At 68.1% G+C, this 18,213-nt stretch carries 15 protein-coding genes; 5 read left to right on the forward strand and 10 right to left on the reverse strand.

Translation table 11 applies throughout. From position 1 onward, the window contains the following. The first annotated feature begins 1 nt into the window (after position 1). Positions 2-2,263, forward strand: coding sequence for a DNA topoisomerase IV subunit A (gene parC / locus BLV15_RS06930; RefSeq protein WP_090225848.1), 2,262 nt, complete (start codon positions 2-4; stop codon positions 2,261-2,263). A gap of 210 nt (positions 2,264-2,473) precedes the next feature. After that, positions 2,474-3,172, forward strand: a complete 699-nt coding sequence (locus tag BLV15_RS06935) for a PqiC family protein (RefSeq protein WP_090225850.1) — start codon at positions 2,474-2,476, stop codon at positions 3,170-3,172. Positions 3,173-3,490: 318 nt separating this feature from the next. Here the strand turns inward: BLV15_RS06935 and BLV15_RS06940 are convergent, their stop codons facing one another. Continuing rightward, on the reverse strand, positions 3,491-5,032 hold the full coding sequence (locus BLV15_RS06940; protein WP_090225853.1) for an AhpA/YtjB family protein: 1,542 nt from the start codon (positions 5,030-5,032) through the stop codon (positions 3,491-3,493). Positions 5,033-5,202: 170 nt separating this feature from the next. Between BLV15_RS06940 and serB the strand changes: the two genes are divergently transcribed. Beyond that, positions 5,203-6,417, forward strand: a complete 1,215-nt coding sequence (gene serB, locus BLV15_RS06945; protein WP_090227382.1) for a phosphoserine phosphatase SerB — start codon at positions 5,203-5,205, stop codon at positions 6,415-6,417. A 52-nt stretch (positions 6,418-6,469) separates the two neighbouring features. On the opposite strand, the gene ispA is transcribed toward serB, so the two are convergent. Together ispA and BLV15_RS06955 are read right to left on the reverse strand one after the other, a co-directional pair. Beyond that, positions 6,470-7,351 carry a (2E,6E)-farnesyl diphosphate synthase gene (gene ispA / locus BLV15_RS06950; RefSeq protein ID WP_090225856.1) on the reverse strand — a complete coding sequence of 294 codons (882 nt, stop codon included), beginning with the start codon at positions 7,349-7,351 and terminating at the stop codon, positions 6,470-6,472. Then, positions 7,348-7,590: an exodeoxyribonuclease VII small subunit gene (locus BLV15_RS06955; protein ID WP_090225858.1), complete on the reverse strand. Its 243-nt coding sequence runs from the start codon at positions 7,588-7,590 to the stop codon at positions 7,348-7,350. Before BLV15_RS06955 ends, ispA begins: the two co-directional genes overlap by 4 nt. 225 nt (positions 7,591-7,815) lie before the next feature. On the opposite strand from BLV15_RS06955, the gene BLV15_RS22065 reads away from it, so the two are divergent. Next, on the forward strand, positions 7,816-8,814 hold the full coding sequence (locus BLV15_RS22065; RefSeq protein ID WP_175534308.1) for a hypothetical protein: 999 nt from the start codon (positions 7,816-7,818) through the stop codon (positions 8,812-8,814). A 41-nt stretch (positions 8,815-8,855) separates the two neighbouring features. Then, complete coding sequence (locus tag BLV15_RS06960) at positions 8,856-9,854, forward strand: glycosyltransferase family 10 fucosyltransferase (RefSeq protein WP_175534309.1); 999 nt, start codon at positions 8,856-8,858, stop codon at positions 9,852-9,854. A 28-nt stretch (positions 9,855-9,882) separates the two neighbouring features. Here BLV15_RS06960 and BLV15_RS06965 read toward each other — a convergent pair whose 3' ends face one another. The 7 genes from BLV15_RS06965 to BLV15_RS06995 are packed head-to-tail and all read right to left on the reverse strand — an operon-like array spanning position 9,883 to position 18,213. Continuing rightward, complete coding sequence (locus BLV15_RS06965) at positions 9,883-11,001, reverse strand: glycosyltransferase family 4 protein (RefSeq protein WP_090225864.1); 1,119 nt, start codon at positions 10,999-11,001, stop codon at positions 9,883-9,885. 11 nt (positions 11,002-11,012) lie between these two features. Continuing rightward, positions 11,013-12,104 carry a glycosyltransferase gene (locus BLV15_RS06970; RefSeq protein WP_090225866.1) on the reverse strand — a complete coding sequence of 364 codons (1,092 nt, stop codon included), beginning with the start codon at positions 12,102-12,104 and terminating at the stop codon, positions 11,013-11,015. Continuing rightward, positions 12,101-13,213, reverse strand: a complete 1,113-nt coding sequence (locus BLV15_RS06975; RefSeq protein WP_090225869.1) for a glycosyltransferase — start codon at positions 13,211-13,213, stop codon at positions 12,101-12,103. The genes BLV15_RS06970 and BLV15_RS06975 overlap by 4 nt, the downstream gene beginning before the upstream one ends. Beyond that, complete coding sequence (locus BLV15_RS06980; RefSeq protein WP_090225871.1) at positions 13,210-14,406, reverse strand: glycosyltransferase; 1,197 nt, start codon at positions 14,404-14,406, stop codon at positions 13,210-13,212. The genes BLV15_RS06975 and BLV15_RS06980 overlap by 4 nt, the downstream gene beginning before the upstream one ends. Then, positions 14,403-16,133 carry an ATP-binding cassette domain-containing protein gene (locus BLV15_RS06985; protein ID WP_090225874.1) on the reverse strand — a complete coding sequence of 577 codons (1,731 nt, stop codon included), beginning with the start codon at positions 16,131-16,133 and terminating at the stop codon, positions 14,403-14,405. The genes BLV15_RS06980 and BLV15_RS06985 overlap by 4 nt, the downstream gene beginning before the upstream one ends. Then, positions 16,130-17,044, reverse strand: coding sequence for a glycosyltransferase (locus tag BLV15_RS06990; protein ID WP_090225877.1), 915 nt, complete (start codon positions 17,042-17,044; stop codon positions 16,130-16,132). Before BLV15_RS06990 ends, BLV15_RS06985 begins: the two co-directional genes overlap by 4 nt. Continuing rightward, complete coding sequence (locus BLV15_RS06995; RefSeq protein ID WP_090225879.1) at positions 17,041-18,213, reverse strand: glycosyltransferase family protein; 1,173 nt, start codon at positions 18,211-18,213, stop codon at positions 17,041-17,043. Before BLV15_RS06995 ends, BLV15_RS06990 begins: the two co-directional genes overlap by 4 nt.

Below are 18,213 nucleotides of genomic sequence, written 5' to 3' on the forward strand. Positions count from 1 at the left end.
GATGAGCGAAACCCTCGACCTGAGCCTGGAAGGCGTGGAGCGCCGCTCCCTGGCCGACTTCACCGAGCAGGCCTACCTCAACTACTCGATGTACGTGATCATGGATCGCGCCCTGCCGCACATCGGCGACGGCCTGAAACCGGTGCAACGCCGCATCATCTACGCGATGAGCGAGCTGGGCCTGGACGCCGACTCCAAGCACAAGAAGTCGGCGCGTACCGTCGGCGACGTGCTCGGCAAGTTCCACCCGCACGGCGATTCGGCCTGCTACGAAGCCATGGTGCTGATGGCACAGCCGTTCAGCTACCGCTACACGCTGGTCGACGGCCAGGGCAACTGGGGCGCGCCGGACGATCCGAAATCCTTCGCCGCCATGCGCTACACCGAGGCGCGCCTGTCGCGCTATTCCGAGGTGCTGCTCAGCGAACTCGGCCAGGGCACCGTGGACTGGGTGCCGAACTTCGACGGTACCCTGGACGAGCCGGCGACGCTGCCGGCGCGGCTTCCCAACCTCTTGTTGAATGGCACCACCGGGATCGCCGTGGGCATGGCCACCGACGTGCCGCCGCACAACCTGCGCGAAGTCGCCGCCGCCTGCGTGCGCCTGCTCGACGAGCCGAACGCCACGGTGGAGCAGCTCTGCGAGCACATCCTCGGCCCGGATTTCCCGACCGAGGCGGAAGTCATCACGCCACGCGCCGACCTGTTGAAGCTCTACGAGACCGGTCGCGGCTCGGTGCGCATGCGCGCCGTCTACCGCGTCGAGGACGGCGACGTGGTGGTCACCGCGCTGCCGCACCAGGTCTCCGGGGCCAAGGTGCTGGAGCAGATCGCCGGGCAGATGCAGGCGAAGAAGCTGCCGATGGTGGCCGATCTGCGCGACGAATCGGACCACGAGAACCCCTGCCGCATCGTCATCATCCCGCGTTCCAACCGCGTGGATGCCGACGAGCTGATGCAGCACCTGTTCGCCACCACCGACCTGGAGTCCAGCTACCGGGTCAACACCAACGTCATCGGCCTGGACGGCAAGCCGTCGGTGAAGAACCTCCGCCAGTTGCTGGTGGAATGGCTGGTCTACCGCGTCAACACCGTGCGCCGGCGCCTGCAGTTCCGCCTGGACAAGGTGGAAAAGCGCCTGCACCTGTTGGAAGGCCTGTTGATCGCCTTCCTCAACCTGGACGAAGTGATCCACATCATTCGTACCGAGGAACATCCCAAAGCGGTGCTGATGCAGCGCTTCGAGCTGAGCGATACCCAGGCCGACTACATCCTCGACACCCGCCTGCGCCAGCTGGCGCGCCTCGAGGAAATGAAGATCCGTGGCGAGCAGGAAGAGCTGGCCAAGGAACGTGAAAAGCTGCTGGCGCTGCTCGGCAGCGAGGCCAAGCTGAAGAAGCTGGTGCGCAAGGAACTGCTCGAGGACGCCGAGAAGTACGGTGACGACCGCCGCTCGCCGATCGTCGCCCGCGCCGAAGCCAGGGCGCTCTCGGAAACCGAACTGATGCCCACCGAGCCGGTCACCGTGGTGGTCTCCGAGAAGGGCTGGGTGCGCTGCGCCAAGGGCCACGACATCGACGCCACCGGGCTTTCCTACAAGGCTGGCGACGGCTTCAAGGTCGCCGCGCCCGGACGCTCCAACCAGTTCGCCGTGTTCATCGACTCCACCGGGCGCAGCTATTCGCTGGCCGCCCATTCGCTGCCCTCGGCGCGCGGCCAGGGCGAGCCGCTCACCGGCCGCCTGCAACCGCCGCCAGGCGCCAGCTTCGAGTGCGTGCTGCTGCCCGAGGACGAGGCGCTCTACGTGATCGCCTCCGATGCCGGCTACGGCTTCGTGGTCAAGGGCGAGGACCTGCAGGCGAAGAACAAGGCGGGCAAGGCGCTGCTCTCGTTGCCCGCCGGCGCGCGGGTGGTGGCGCCGCGGCCGCTCGCCGATCGCGATCAGGACTGGCTGGCGGCGGTGACCACCGAGGGTCGGCTGCTGCTCTTCCCGGTCCGTGACCTGCCGCAACTGGCCAAGGGCAAGGGCAACAAGATCATCGGCATCCCCGGCGACCGCGTCGCCAGCCGCGAGGAATACCTCACCGACCTGGCCGTGCTGCCGGTTGGGTCGACCCTCGTTCTGCAGGCCGGCAAGCGCGTGCTGTCGCTCAAGGCCAGCGATCTGGAGCACTACAAGGGCGAGCGTGGGCGCCGCGGCAACAAGCTGCCGCGCGGCTTCCAGCGCGTCGACTCGCTGCTGGTCGAGCCGTTGGCCCCGTAGCCTGCGGACACAGCCGGAAGCGATTTCGCCCCGGCTGCAGCTCCCGTCGCGCGCGGCTCCGGTGGCATACTGAGCGAAATCGACCGGTGGGTCGCACTGGAGTTGTGCGCCGGTTTAAAGGATCATAAGCAGCCGAGACGCTGCGGCTTTTTCACGCAGCGTCCCCGTATGCAACAACCAGCCACCCGCGGTGGCAGTGGATGACTCTTGATGACTCTCGTGCGCGTTTCCCGTCTGCTTCTGCTGACCGGCCTGCTGGGCCTGGGCGGCTGCATGAGCAAAGCGCCGACGCCGCTCTATCAGCTGGACAGCGGCAGTCCGGCCATTCCACAGAAGGCCAACGGGCCGGCGGTGCTGCTCGGTCCGATCCAGCTCGCCGAATACCTGTCCCAGGACAACCTGCTGCAGCGCCAGGCCGACGGCAGCCTGCTCGCCGACCGTGACGCGCGCTGGGCCGGGCGCCTCTCGGCGAACGTCGACGATGTGCTCCTGCGGCAGCTCGCCGGACGCCTGAACAGCCAGCGCGTGGCGCTCGCCCCGGCGATCGGTTTCAGCGCCGACGTGCAGGCCCAGCTGAACATCACGCGGCTGGATTCCGGCCCCACACAGCCGGCGGTGCTCGAAGCGCAGTGGCGCCTGGTGGACAAGGCCGGGCAACTGCGCGATACCCGCCTGGTGCGCCTGCAGGAGGAGCATCAGGGCAGCGCCGCGGATCAGGTGCGTGCCCAGGGCGTGCTGCTGCAGCGCCTGGCGGGCGAGATGGCCGAGACGATCGGCCCGCTGTCGCGGCAACTGGCCGAAAGCGCGCGCAAGGCCGAGGCGAGGGCGGCGACTGCGACCAAGGAGAAGCCTTCGCGCATCCCGGTCGCCGAACCGGTGCGCAACGGCGCCGAAGTGTTCCGCTTCTAGCCCGCGCCGCACGCGCAAGAGCCCGGACCGCCCAGCGCGCTCCGGGCTTTTTTATTGAAGTACGAAAGGCTGCGGTTGGTGGCGAACCTGCGCGCGACTTTGCGGGAGAGGCTCGAAGATAGCCCGTCTGGTGGGTTACGGCGCATGGGGTACGGGGAGTGACCGAAACACCAGTGATGCGCCTAACCCACCCTACGAAGTGGGGCTGGACGTAGGGTGGGTTAGCGGCGATAGGCACTGGCGGGGGTACGACGCCGCAGTGCTGCGCCGCGTAACCCACCGGGCGGAGTACCGTGATCGCCAAAGGAAACGGCCGCCTCAGCGGCCGTTCATGTCCTGCATGCGCACCAGTTGGCGTTCGAGCAGCGAGGGGTAGGGTTCGAGCAGGCGCTCGACGCAGCAGGCGCCCTCGGGGCTGGCGATCGGGCGGATGCGCGCGCGCTGGCGCAGCAGCGGGTCGTCGGCGATGCGGCGTTCCACCAGCAGCAGGTTGCGGCTGTGCTGCGACAGGGCCAGGGCGTCCTGGGCGGTTTCGCTGAGCAGCAGTTCGGGCTGGTCGAGGTCGGCCAGGTCTTCGCCGAGGGTCAGCCCCAGTTGCAGTTGCAGGGCGATGCCGCTGTCGGCGACCTCGATCTGCAGGGCGTGGCCGAGGGCGCGCATCAGTTCGCCACAGCACAGCGCGTGGGTCAGGTAGTCCTCGCCACTGTCCTGGCGATGGAAGAGCAACAGGCTGCTGCCGTCGCTCAGTGTGTGCAGGTCGCACTGGTAGAGCGAGGCGGCCTTGTCCAGGCAGTCGCGGTAGCGCTGCAGCAGGTCGAGCAGGCGGCTGCGCGGCAGGCGGCGCAGCTGTTCCTGGGCGCCGAGCTGGATCGCCAGTACCGCGCTGAGCGCGGGCAGGCTGGGAGCCGCCGCGACCGGGGCCGGCTGCACCTGTACCGGCGGCCGTGTTCTCGGCGTCTCGACCGGGCTTTCGTCGCGCAGCTCGGAGAACGGATCGTCCTCGTCGTGAAGGCGGCTCGAGGCGCGCACCGGAGCCGGTTCGTCGTCGTCCTCCTCGTCGCTGTCGAAGCGGCTGTCGCCGAGGTCGCGTACCTCGAACTCTTCTTCGGCTTCCTCGTCGAGGTAGTCCTCCTCGAGGTATTCGTCTTCGGCCTCGGGCTCGGGTTTTTCCGGCACCAGGCGCGCCTGCAACTGGCGCGCGAGGTCGCCGATCTCGTCCTGGCGGCCTGCGCCGGGCGCCGGATCGTCCGGGTCGCGCAGCCACACCCGCAGCTCCAGCAGCGGCGTCGAGATGTGCCGGCCCAGGCGCAGGCTCAGCGACAGGGTCAGCGCCAGCAGGATCAGGCTGAGCAGCCCCATGCTCTGCAGGCTGATGGTCATCGGCTGCTCGAACTGCTGCATGTCGAGGCTGATACGCAGCTGCCCGGCGATCACTTCCTGGAAGGTGATCGGCGTGGAGAACACGCCTTCGGTCTCGCCGAGCATGCTCTGCTTGGGCCGCGAACCGGCCTCGGCGAGCAGGCGGTTGTCGACGCTGTAGATCGCCGCGTGGGCGACCAGCCGGTTCTTCACCAGGTTGCCCAGCAGCACGTTGAGGCTGAGGATGTCGTTGGACACCAGCGGATCGCGCGCCGAGGAGGCGGTCTGGGTGATCAGGCTCTGGCCGAGGGCGTCGGCTTGCGATTGCATCGCCTGCTTGAACTGCATCCCCATCACCCAGGCGTAGATCACCAGCGCCAGGGCCACCAGCAACAGGCTGTGACTGGCGATGCGCAGGGCCAGGGGTACACGCCGCTGACGCAGGGCGTGGAAGATGAGGAGGAAGAAGTTGTCGGGCTTGACGGGGGCTGGCCGGTTCACGGAGCTCGGCTCTTCTCGAGTAGGAAATGTGGCCGGCAGTATACGGGAAAAGCCGGGCCAGGCTTCAAGCTAGACGGCCGCCTTTGCGCCAGGCGGACGCACAGAGCGGGAAGCCGGGCGTCGACGGCTCGGTTAGAATGGCCGCCGCATTCTTCAGCGGAGCCAGCACCTTGCGCGAAATCGTCCTGATCAACATCACCGGGGAAGACCGCCCGGGCCTGACCGCCGCCATCACCGGCGCGCTGGCGCAGGGCGGGGTGAACATCCTCGATATCGGCCAGGCGGTGATCCACGACACGCTGTCGTTCGGCATCCTGGTGGAAATCCCGGACAACCAGCGCGCCTCGGCGGTGCTCAAGGAAGTGCTCTTCACCGGCTACAAGCTGGATCAGCAGGTGCGCTTCACGCCGGTTTCGGAAGCCGACTACCAGCAATGGGTCGGCGGTCAGGGCAAATCCCGCCACATCGTCACCCTGCTGACGCGCAAGGTGACCGCCGAACAGCTGCAGCGGGTCAGCTCGATCACCGCCAAGTTCGGCCTCAACATCGATCGTATCGACCGTCTTTCCGGGCGTATGCCGCTGGATACGCCGGACGAGCGCAGCAACGGCTGCATCGAGTTCTCGGTGCGCGGCGAGCCGGCCGACACGCTGGCGCTGCGCGCCGAGTTCCTCCGCGTGGCGCAGGAGTTGAACGTCGACATCGCCTTCCAGCGCGACTCGGTGTTCCGCCGCAACCGGCGCCTGGCGGTGTTCGACATGGATTCGACGCTGATCGAGGCGGAAGTCATCGACGAGCTGGCCAAGGTCGCTGGCGTCGGCGAGAAGGTGTCCGAGATCACCGAGCGGGCGATGCGCGGCGAGCTGGATTTCCGCGCCAGCTTCACCGAGCGCCTGGCGCTGCTCAAGGGATTGCCGGAATCCGAGCTGGAAGCCGTCGGCGCCTCGCTGCGCCTGACCGAAGGCGCCGAGGTGCTGTTCGCCGAGCTCAAGCGGCTGGGCTACAAGACCGCGATCCTTTCCGGCGGCTTCAGCTACTTCGCCCGGCAACTGCAGGCCAGGCTAGGCATCGACTACGTGTTCGCCAACGAACTGCAGATCGAGAACGGCGTGCTCACCGGCGTCGCCGTCGAGCCGATCGTCGACGCCCAGCGCAAGGCCGACCTGCTGCGTCAGCTGGCGGAACAGGAAGGCCTGCGCCTGGAGCAGACCATCGCCGTGGGCGACGGCGCCAACGACCTGCCGATGCTCGGCCTGGCTGGCCTCGGCGTGGCCTTCCGCGCCAAGCCGCTGGTCAAGCAGTCGGCCAAGCAGGCGATTTCCACCCTCGGCCTCGACGGCATCCTCTATCTGCTCGGTTTTCGCGATCGGGAAGGGCAGGACTAGAGCAGTCCCGCGTCGGCGGGGCGGTTGAATCGCCCCGCCGGAGTGATGGCTGTTAGCTGCGCCGTTCGACGATGAAGCGCGCAATGTCTCGCAGCGGTTCGGCGCGCTCGCCGAAGGCCTCCAGCGCGGCCAGCGCCTGGTCGCGCAGGTCCAGCGCGTAGGCCTTGGCGGGTTCCAGTCCGAGCAGGGCCGGGTAGGTGGGCTTGTCCTGGGCCTGGTCCTTGCCCTGGGTCTTGCCCAGCGTCGCGGTGTCGCTTTCCACGTCGAGGATGTCGTCCTGCACCTGGAACGCCAGGCCGATGGCCCGCGCGTAGGTTTGCAGCGCGGCCAGCGCCGCGTCGTCGGCCCGGCCGCTGGCGAGGGCGCCGAGGCACACGCTGGCTTCGATCAGCGCGCCGGTCTTGTGCCGGTGCATGCTTTCCAGCGCGCGCTGGTCGATCTGCCGCCCCACCGACTCCAGGTCGATCGCCTGGCCGCCGACCATGCCTTCGGGCCCGGCCGCGCGGGCCAGGGTGGTCAGCATGCGCAGGCGAGTCTCGGCGCTGGGTGCGCTCGGCTCCGCCAGCACGCTGAAGGCCAGGCTCTGCAGGCCGTCGCCGGCGAGAATCGCCGCCGCTTCGTCGAACGCCTTGTGGGTGGTCGGCTGGCCACGACGCAGGTCGTCGTCGTCCATCGCCGGCAGATCGTCGTGCACCAGCGAATAGGCATGGATCAGCTCCACGGCACAGGCCGCGTTGTCGGCCTGTTCGGCGTCGCCGCCAAGGGCTTCGCAGGCGGCGTAGACGAGGATCGGGCGCACCCGCTTGCCGCCGTTCATCACGCTGTAGCGCATCGCCTGGTAGAGCCGCGCCAGGTCGTCCTGCGGAGGCTGGAAGAACCGCTCCAGGCACGCGTCCACACGCGCCCGGCAGGCTTTCTGATAGGCCGCGGTCATGCCTCGGGGTCCGTTTCGAAGGGCGCTTCCTCGGTTTCGCCGTCACGCTCCAGGAGTATCTGGACCTTCTGCTCGGCCTGGCTGAGTGCCGCCTGGCAGTCACGGGTGAGGCGAATGCCTTGCTCGAAGGCGCCCAGGGAGTCTTCCAGCGACAGCTCGCCGTTTTCCAGGCGCTCGACCAGGTTCTGCAGGTCGGCGATGGATTGTTCGAAATCGAGTGCAGCTTTCTTGCGGGCCATGGGCGTTCTCTACGACGGGGGCGGAAACCGCGGCGACACTAGCAGAGCGGCCGCGCACGGAGCAAATGGCCCGCGGGGCGATTCCGCGCGAGCACGCATCTGCCCATTGATGCCGGACAAGGGTGAACAGCCGTTTCGCGCTGATTCTTTGCGCGCTGCGGCTTGGTATCCTGCGCAGGACTTCGGGAGAGCAACGAAATGGGATGGGGCATGGTGCGGCGGCTCATGGCACTCGGCAAACGCCTGCGCAGGTCGGTCGTAGCTCTGACCTTCGATGCGGATGATTTCTCCGACCCGCTCCCCTGCCTCTGGTCGAAGGGCCTGTGCCGCCAGTGCGACTTCCGCGGGCCGGAAGGCTACTGGCAGGCGCCGACCGAGAGCGTCCAGAGCGAAAGCCTGTTCCGCGAGCATTATGCCGATGCCCACGGTCTGGTCTGGGTCCGGCTGAGCACGCAGTCGCGCGACGGCGTCGCCGCGGACCTGGATCGTTTCGTTGCCGCCGCGCTGCCCTCCATCGCCAAGCCCTTCGTGCTGGTGACATCCGACGGCGACGTTTCGGTGCCCTCCGAGCTTCGTCCGGAAACGGTCGCTGCGCTGCTCTCCTGTTCCTGGCTGGTCGCCTGGTACACGCAGAACCACGACGGCAGCGGCGCCCCGCGGCTCGCGCCATTGCCCATCGGGCTCGACCTGCACACGCCGCGCCCCTTCACCAGCCCGCGCCGGCTGCTCGACGACCTGGCGCGCATCCGCGCGATGCGTCGCGACGCGCGCGATCTGCCGCCGACGATCCTGTGCGACATCGGCTTGAGCCTGGCCTCCGCACAGCGAATCGCGGCGGTGCAGGCGCTGCATGGCTGCGCGCATGTCGAAAAGGTCCGGCGCCGGGTGAGCCAGCGGGCGATATGGCAGCGTTATGCGAACCATCCCTTCGTGCTCAGCCTGGAGGGCAATGCGGTGGACTGCCATCGCACCTGGGAGGCGCTCTACCTCGGGTCCATCGTGATTACCATGAGCTCGGCGCTCGATTCGCTGTTCGCCGATCTTCCGGTCGTGATCATCCACGACTGGTCGGAGATCCTCGACCAGGACAACCTGCGCCGCTGGCAACTGCAGTACGGTCCGCTGACCGGTCGCGAGCACGTCTGGAGCCTGCTGCAGGCGCAGTCCTACATGGACCGGCTGCGTTGCCGGCTCGAGTTGCCGACCCTGCCCGCGGCGGTGTGAACTTGCCCACCCACTTTCCACACGCTGAAGGAACGCCGTGCATGTCCGCGACGGAACGCCCCCCACTGATCCTCTTCTACAACGCGTTCTTCGGCGAATATCCGGATGTCTCGCACTTCGCCGACCGGGCCGTTTGCCGCTTCACCACCGACCGCGCCCGCCTGCGGGAAGCCGATGCGGTGATCTTCCACCTGCCGGCGTTCAACGAGTTCGCCGATGCGCCCAAGTATCCCGGCCAGCTGTGGGTCGGCTGGTCGATGGAAAGCCGCGCGCACACGCCGATCCGCCACAACCCGCGGCTCATGCGTCACTTCGATGTACAGATGAACTTCGAGCCGGCGGCGGACGTGCGCTGCACCTATTTCCCCAAATGGGACGAGTGGCGGGCGGCGATGGCGCGTCCGCTGCCGGCGAAGGTTCAGCCGCGCACCACGGCGCTGTTCCAGTCGGCGCCGAAGGACACCAGCAGGCGCAACGCCTTCGCCGCCGAACTGATGCGTCATCTGCCGGTGGATTCCTACGGCCGGTTCCTCAACAGCAGCGCCATCCCGCAGCCGGATCGGGGCGCGGCGACCAAGATGGACCTGCTCGGCGGCTACCGCTTCTGCCTCGCGCTGGAGAACACCTTCGAGGAGGACTACGTCACCGAGAAGTTCTTCCAGCCGCTGCTGGCGGGCTGCGTGCCGGTCTATCGGGGCGCGCCGAACGTCGAGGCCTACGCGCCGGGCGATCACTGCTACATCGATGCGGGTGCGTTCGAGAGTCCGCGGAGCCTGGCGGCCTACCTGCAGGACCTCGCCCACGACGAGATCGCCTATGCGCGCTATTTCGACTGGCGTTCGCAGCCGCTGCGGCCGGCCTTCGTCACGCAGATGGATCTGGCGTCCGAGGAAGTCTTCCTGCGGCTCGCGCGGTACATCGCGAGCCGGCTGCACGCGCACCCCCGTCCGCAGGATACCGGCGCCCCGCAGAGGCCCTTCGGCTGGCTGGGCTATGCGCGCGCGCGTCTCCAGCATCTCCGGCGCCGTTTGGCCGGCTGAACGCATCCGTGGTTCGGGCGAATCCCGCTCACCGGGGGCTTGAGCCCAACTGGCGATACAGCGCCACGTAGCGCTCGGCCATGCGTTGCGCGGTGAACAGCTGCCAGTAGCGGGCTTCGGCGCGCTGGCCCATCGCGGTGGCTTGCTGCGGGTGATTCCACAGGTACTGCATGGCGCCGCGCAACGCGTCGGCGTTGTCGGCCGGGACCACCAGGCCGGTCTCTTCGCCGATGTTGATGAAGGTGGTGCCGGTGCCGATCTCGCTGGAGATCATCGGCTTGCCATACATCGCGCCTTCCAGCAGCGAGATGCCGAACGCCTCCGAACGCAAATGCGAGGGAAACACCACGGCGTAGCTCAGCTCCAGCAGTGCGACCTTGTCCTCGTCCGGCAGGCGGCCGAGGAAGCGGATGTTGATCAGGCCGAGTTCGGCAGCCTGGGCGCGCAATTCGGCTTCGATGGGCCCGGCGCCGACGATGACGATCGGCAGGTCGGTGCCCTGGGCGGCCTCCAGCAGGATGTGCAGGCCCTTGTAATAGCGGATCACGCCGACGAAGAGGAAGAACTTCGGGCCGATGCGCTCGCGCCAGTAGCGCAGCTTTTCGGGTGAGGCGGCGGGATAGCTGGTCTTGTCCAGGCCGATGGGAATCACGCTGACCTTGTCCCGGTGCTGCTCCAGCACGTCGCTGGACGCCAGGTAGTTGGGCGAGGTGGCGACGATGTGGTCGACGTCGGCGAGGAAGCGCCGCTCCAGCGGCCGGTAGAGCTTGAGCAGGTTCTTCTGCCGGATGATGTCCGAGTGGTAGGTGACCAGCGTCGGCTTGCGGGTGCGACTGAGGAAGTGCACCAGATCCATGAACGGCCACGGAAAGTGGTAGTGGATCAGGTCGGCCTGTTTCGCCAGGCGGGCGAACAGCGGGAATGCGGACAGCGAGAATCCAGTGGAGGCGATCTGGAAGTCCAGCCTGGCCCGGTAGCCGTGGTAGCCGTTGATCTCCATCGGCCGTTCGATGCGTTGCTCGCCCAGCGACAGCACGTCGGTGGTCACCCCGAGGCCGGCCGCGCCGCGGGCGATCTGATCGATGACCTGTTCGATTCCACCGATGCTGTCGGGAAGGGAGGTCTTGTAGAAGTGCAGCACGCGCATGGTGAAGGTACTTATTGGATGATGCTTCTGAAGGCGTCGAGGAAACGTGCCCGGGAGAACTCCGCCGCCCGCGCCTCGCAGGCGGCGCGCATGCCCAACGCCCGCTCGGCGGACATTCGTCCGACCGCCTCTGCGATGGTTTCCGCGCTCGGGTCCGCGGGCAGCAGCAGGCCCGTGCGCTGGTCGACGACGCTTTCGCGCAGCCCGCCCTCGGCGACGCCGATCAGCGGTTTGCCCGCCGCCATGGCCTCGACCGCGGACATGCCGAAATCCTCGTCCTGCGGCACGTAGAGCGCGGCGATGGCATTGCCCATGAGCTGCGCCAGGGCGTCGTCGTCGAGCCAGCCGGCGAAACGGATGTTCGGCGCGCCGTTCGCCAGCGCCTTCAGGGCCTCGAGCTGCGAGCCGCCGGAGGCGACTACCAGTTGCTTGTCCGGCATGCCGAGAAAGGCGCGGACGATGCGGTCGACCCGCTTGTTGGGTTCCAGGCGCCCCAGCGACAGGTAGTAGCCCTGCTGGCCGAGAAAGCGAAACCCGGTGGTATCGATGGGCGGGTAGACGACCTCGGCGGCAATCCCGGTGTGTTCGAGCAGGCGCTCGCGGACATGCAGCGAGTTGGTCAGCACCCGATCCATGCGCTGCAGCGCGTGCAGGTAGGCGTGGCGATAGCGTTCGATGGCCAGCCGCAGCGCCGGCCTGGCCAGCGCCGGAGTGCGCGCCAGGTAGCGCTCGCGCTGGTCGAAGGCGAAACGCGGCGGCGTGTGGCAATAGTAGAGGCGCCGCCCGCGCGGCTGTTCGAGCGCCGTCAGCGGGGCATAGAGCCCGCTGTAGATCACCTGCCGCGCCTCACGCAGGTGCGCGGGCGGACGGGAGAACGCGGCCAGCGCCCGGGGGATGCGCGGCAGCATGCGCAGGGACGCGGCGCCGATCACCTGGGGCCGCACGGCGCCGCAATCCCCGGATTCGCGGAACGCCGGGTAAACCCCCGATACTCCCAAGGAGAAACCGGGCAGTCCGTTGGCCAGGGCGATGACCAGCCGCTCGGCCCCGCCGTTCACCTGCAGGTAGTCGTGCAGGACCCAGTGCGAGGAAGGTACGTTCATGGTTGCCCCGCATCCGACAGGTTCAGCCGTTCCAGCAACTGCCGGGTGACCGCGTCGGCCTCGTAGCGTTCGACGACCTTGGCGTGACCGGCTTCGCCCAGGCGCCGGCACAGCTCCGGCGAGGAAGCCAGGCGCAGCAGCGCTTCGGCGAGCGCCTGGGTGTCGCCCTCCGGCACCAGCAGGCCGTCGACCTCGTGCTCGATCAGCTGCGCGGGCGCGCCTGTGGCGTAGGCGATTACCGGTTTGCGCCGCGACCAGGCCTCTATGACGGTTCTACCGAAGGTCTCCGGCCCGCCGGAATGCGACACCGAGGCCACCACCACGGCGCGGCAGCTGCGCAGCAGGGCGGAGGGGTCAGCCACGTAGTCGCCGAGCCGGTAGCTGGCGCCGATGCCGAGCCGTTCGATCAACTGCCGCAAGCGCTGTTGAAGCGCCGGGTCATCCTGCGGTCCGCAGGACAACAGGGCCAGTGGCTGCTGGCGCTCGTGCAGGTGATGCAGCGCCAGGGCCAGATCGGTATGGCCCTTCCAGGGATTGAGCGTGGCCAGATGCAGGATCGGACCTTCGTAGGAAACCGCCTCGTCGGGGATTTCCACCATGTCCGGCACCACCGACCAGGGCGAGGGGCCGAAGGGCGCCGTGTACGCGGGGCTCAGGTAGCCCTGGCGCTGCATCACCACGCTGTTCGGTAGCAGAATCGGCGCGCCGGGCAGGCGGGCGAAGATGAAATCCAGGTCCTGCCAGAGGTAGTCGCGCACGTAGAGATGGCAGCGTCGGGCCAGCGGGCGGACGAACCGCGCGGCCATGGCGGCGATGAGCGCCGAACGCTGGGTGTTCAGCAGGATCGCGTCGGGGCGATGGCGCAGGAACGCGAGCAGCAGTTGCAGCGCCGCGATTCGCCGGCCGGCGGTGTTCTGGCTGGTGCGCACATGAATCAGGCGCGCATTGGCCGGCAATGCTCCCGGCTGTAGCAGGCGCTCCCGGTGCGCATTGCTCTGGGCGAAGATCACCACCCGCAGGTCCGCTGGCAAATGACGCAGGACGATCTCGATGCTGCGCTCGGCGCCGCCGTAGCCCTGCTCGATGGAGAGGATGAACAGGGTTTTCATGGCCGCGCGTACTGCTGTCGGCAGAGCGCCCAGCCGGCGTTCGCGATGCGTTCGGCAAGCTCGCGCCGGGTCGCCAGGGCGACGATTGATGCGGCGAATTCCTCGGCGCCGTGGGCCGCGAGGTAGTGCTCGCCGGACGTCACCGCGAGGCCGCGCACGCCTTGCCGGGTGGAAATCACCGGGCGGCGGTGGGCGAAACCTTCGAGCGTCTTGAGCTTGGTCCCGCCGCCGGCGAACAGCGGGACCAGGACGATGTGGCTGCGCGCATAGCTGTCGTCGAGGTCGCCGACTTCGGCGGTGAACTCCACCTGCGGCGTGTCGCGCAGCAGCGCTTGCAGCGCCGTGGAGGCATGCCGGCCGATGATGCGTAGGCGCCAGGGCGACGTCAGCGTCGTCGACAGGCGGGGAATCAGGCGCGTCAGCAGGAAGCGCACGGCTTCTTCGTTGGGCGGGTAGTTCAGTGTGCCGACGAACAGCAGGCCAAGTGGCCCGTCGCAGGGGAGACCGGCAGGCGTCGCCGGCAGGGCGATCCGGTTGGGCCGGCAGGCGATGGACAGGCCGGGACGCGCCGGCAAGTGCCGCGCATCGTCGCTCGCGGCCAGGTAGAGGGTTCGGTACTGCCGCGCGATGTCGCGCTCGACCAGGCGGTACTGGATCGCCGTGGACAGCCCGCGCAGCGCGTCCCGGTACTGCCCCATGCGCCAGGAGGCCAGCGCCACGCTGGTTCGCGTGCGGGACTCCAGATCGTCCAGGTCGAGTGCGTAGTCGGCGTGCGGATAGCGCGCGGCCAGTGCTGTCCCGAGGTCTTGCAGGTAAAGCCGGAACACCACGATGCGCTGCACCGTCTCGCCGGCGAGGCGGGCTTCCAGCGCCTCCAGCGTCGATGTCGACGTCCACTGCTGCCAGTCGCTGACGAAGCGACGGGAACACAGGGCAAGCAGCGGCAGCGACAGGCCTGCCAGGCGGCGATAGCGGCGCGTCGTGCTGACCCCGTCCGCCAGCGGCCAGAGCGCTTCGGCGGGGTAGTCCGCGGGCAATGTCGGCCAGCTGTCGCGGTCACCGGCGACCAGCAGGTGCACCCGGTGGTCGCGGCTCAGCGTCTGCAGCCAGTCCCAGGCACGCAGCGCGCGGCCCGAGCCGCCCGGCAAGGGCAGGACCGGCGTGACGAACAGGGCAACCGGTCTGGATGTCATTCGGCGTTCACCGCCAGGTCTTCGAGCACGCCGTTCTGCAGGCGCACGGTGCGGTCGGCGAAGCGCAGGTTGCTGCTGCGGTGGGTGATGTAGACCACGCTCATCGCCGGGCAATCGCTGCGCAGCCGGGACAGCAGGCGGGTTTCACTGGCTTCGTCGAGGCCGGAAGTGGCCTCGTCGAGCAGCAGCAGGTCCGGCCGCCTGTACAGCGCCCGCGCCAGCGCCAGCCGCTGGCGTTCCCCGCCGGAAAGACGCGCGCCGTCGGCGCCGGCCGCGGCGTGGCGACCGCCGGCGAGGCGGGCGACGACCTCCTCCAGCCCGGCCTGGCGCAGCGCGGTATCGACCCGCTCGCCGTCACCGTCGTCGAAGCCGAACACCACGTTCTGCTCGATGCTGTCATCCAGCAGGGCCACGTGTTGCGGGATGTAGGCGATGGTGGGTGACGAGCCTTCGGGCCAGGCGTGGCGGACATTGCCCGACTGCGGTTGGTGAATGCCGCAGAGCAGCTCCATCAGCGTGCTCTTGCCGGTGCCGGACGGGCCGACGATGGCGACCCAGGACGGATGCGCGATGTGCAGCGTCGCCTCGTCGAGCACCGTCGGCAGCTGGGGGCCGTGGCGGAAGGTCACCCGCTCGAGGGTGAACGTCGGGGTGTCTGCGGCCTGCGCCGTGATGCCCACACGCTGGGTGTAGCCGGCGGCGGCGCGTTCCAGCTCGCCAAGGACCAGTTCGATGTTGTACACCGCGCCGAACAGCGCGGTGCGCGTGCCCAGCACGCTCATCATCGCGGGCAGCAGCGCCCGCGCCACCACGGCGTAGAAGATCAGTTGCGGCAGCAGCAGGTTCAGCGGTCGCCCCATCAGCATCCACAGCGAGACCACCAGCAGGAGGATGCCCAGCACGGCGAAGTCCAGCACCAGTCGCGGCAGCGTCGGGAAGACGGTCAGCCTGACGTTGGCGGCGGCCAGGGCCTTGAGCGAATGGTCGATGTGGCGCAGGAAAAAGGGCTCGAGGTGGTATACGCGAATCTCGCGGAACGAGGCGAAGGCCTCGGCCATGCTGGTGTTCCAGCGCTGCAACGCGGCCTCGCGCGCGTGCGAAGCCTGCTTCTGGCCCCTGCTCAGCAGCCGGTGGGTCAGGGTATTGAGCAGCAGGAATCCCAGGGCCAGCAGGACGGACGCCAGCGGGTACTGCCAGAGCATCAGCGCGGAGAGGAACACCAGCATCAAACTGGAGGAGATCATCGTCACGCATTGCTGGCTGACGTAGGCGGCATCCACCGCCGTGGCCGCGCAGCGGCGGAAGTAATGGGTTCGGCTCTCGCTGCGAAAGCCCATCCAGTCCAGATGCAGGTAGCCCTCCAGCAGGCGGCTGACGGTGTAGCGCTGAACCTGCTGGTTGAAGCGCGCACCGCGCCAGGCCAGCCCGGCCTGGACCATCAGCTTCACGCAGATCAGCAGGAACAGGCCAAGGCTGAGGGTCGGGATGACCGACCAGCCGAGCCGCTGCAGCGTCGATTCGATCAGTACCGGACACTGCTCGTTGAGGCAGGCGACGTAGGGGATGACGGTGGCGGCGACGAGCATTTCCAGCGCCGACAGCCCGCAGGCCCAGATCGACACCCAGTACAGCTGGCGCTTGTGCGCCGGTGACAGGAAACGTGACAGCGCGGCGCCGAACTGGCGCAGCTTCCCCCAGTTGTCGTCGAAGTCCTGGCGGGCAGTCATCGCGAGTTCAGCCAGGATCGGACGCTGTGCCGGGGATGGCTCAGCAGGGTCATCGCGCGTTGCCGCTGGTAGGCCAGCAGGCTGGGCCTGGCGTCCGCCGGCAGGAAACGCCGGGCATTGCGCGCGTAGGTGGTGTCGGCGAAGGCGACGTAGTCGACCGTCAACAGGCCGGCATGGAAATGGCTGAAGTCCAGGCGCGACTCGTCGAACCACAGGTGATTCCACAGGTGCAGGCTGCGGGCCTCGTCCGGCAGCGTCACGTTTCGCAGCAGCAGGTCTTCGATGCCCTTTGGGGTCCAGTCCAGCGAATAGAAGGAAGTGGGCGGCTGGATATCCAGCAGGTCGGGGAAGCGCTTGCTGAGGCGGTACGGCAACAGCGTGGAGTGATTGCTCCAGCTGCCGTCGAACGCCTCGGTCATCGCGTCGAGCCAGTGCCGGCAGAATTCGGCACCGGGCGCCGAGGCGATCCAGGCGTTGCACAGCGAGCGGTCGTCCTCGGCGCCGGCGGGGGCCTTTTCCTCGCCGAGGATAAATTGCCGCGAATGCCAGTCCGTCGGCAAGGGGCGCAGGAACAGGCTGTCGATGTCGGCGTAGATGCCGCCTTCTTCCAGCAGTATCCGCAGTCGCGCGAAATCGGCCAGGTGGGCATAGCGGAACGCCGCCACCGTGGGGTCGTCGTAGCGGTAGTCGGCGACGAAGCGCTCGGGGTCGATGCGCCGCAGGCGCAGCCGCGGCTTGATTCGCTCCCACCATTCGCCGTGTGGCTCATTGTGATAGTGGAAGTGCACCTCGTCGGGCTGGTTCACCTCCAGGCACGAGGCCAGGCAGAGGTAGTACATCAGGTGGAACGGCTCGGTCTGTTCGCGCAGGCCGAAGACGAAATGGAAGACGTTGGGGATCGGGCTGGTCATGCGAGGGCCTCGAGGAGGGCCGCGATCACGGCATCCGGGGAAAAATCGCGGGCGATGCTCGCCGCCTGCTGCGCCGCGCGCTGGCGGGCTGCGACGGGCTCGTCGAAGATCGTCCGCAGCTGGCGCGCGGCCTGCTCCACCGAGGGTTCGGCCCAAAGGTCGGACGGCTTGTAGCTGGCGGACCAGGTCGGTTCGTGGACGGGCACCAGGGTGTAGTCGATCAGCGCGCTGAGTGCGGGGTCGAGATAGTCCAGCTGCCCGCCATAGCCGGTGATCACCACCGGCTTGCCCTGCCGCGCCGCGTCGAAGGCACCCAGGCCCCAGCCTTCGGTACGCGTGAGCGAAACGAAGCAGTCGCCCATCTCGTGCAGTGCGAGCATTTCCTCGTCGCTCAGGGACTCCTCCGCGATCACCGCAACGGGCGCGGGATTGGCGAAGCGGCGTGCCAGCCGCGCGACGCTGCGCACCGGCGACGGATGCCGAAGGCGAAAGCCATTGCGCCAGTGGCGATGCCACTGGGTGATGTCGTTGCGACTGGTCTTCACGATCATCAACACCGGATCGCTGGCATCGAAGGCCTTCCAGTAGGCCTCCAGTGCCAGGTAGGGCGCCTTGCGGTTGGACCAATAGCCGACGGTGTAGAACACGAAGCGCTGCCGGTCGTCCCGCGGCAGGCGTGCCCGCAGCGCGGCGCGCGCCGCGGGGGCGGCTTCGGCGAGGCTCTCGAACTGGGGCAGGTGGGGCACCACGTGGATCGGCACGTTCACACCGGCGCGGCGAAACACCTCGACGTTCCACTGGCAAGGCACCAGCACCGCGTCCAGCTGGTTGAGAATCTCTGGCCAGTGCGTCGGCAGGTTTTCCAGCTCCCACACCGTGTAGCCGAGGATGCGTCGCCCGGCCTGGCGCTCCTGTTCGATCAGCGTGGGGAAATACTCCGGCACGGTGTGGATCAGCACGGTGTCGTAGTCGATCGGCCGGTTGCACACGCCGTTCAGCTTGGTTTCCGGCCAGTCGGTGACCGGCTGCAATTGATAGCGATCCGCGCCGGGCAGCATCGGTGCCCACGTCAGCTCGACGCCGGCATCCACAAGCGCGCGGACATAGGCCTTCGCCGCGACCGCGTAACCGGTGGTGTCACCCCAGGAAATGTACTTCAGCCCACGCAT

The organism is Pseudomonas kuykendallii, assembly GCF_900106975.1.
Classification (GTDB): domain Bacteria; phylum Pseudomonadota; class Gammaproteobacteria; order Pseudomonadales; family Pseudomonadaceae; genus Pseudomonas_O; species Pseudomonas_O kuykendallii.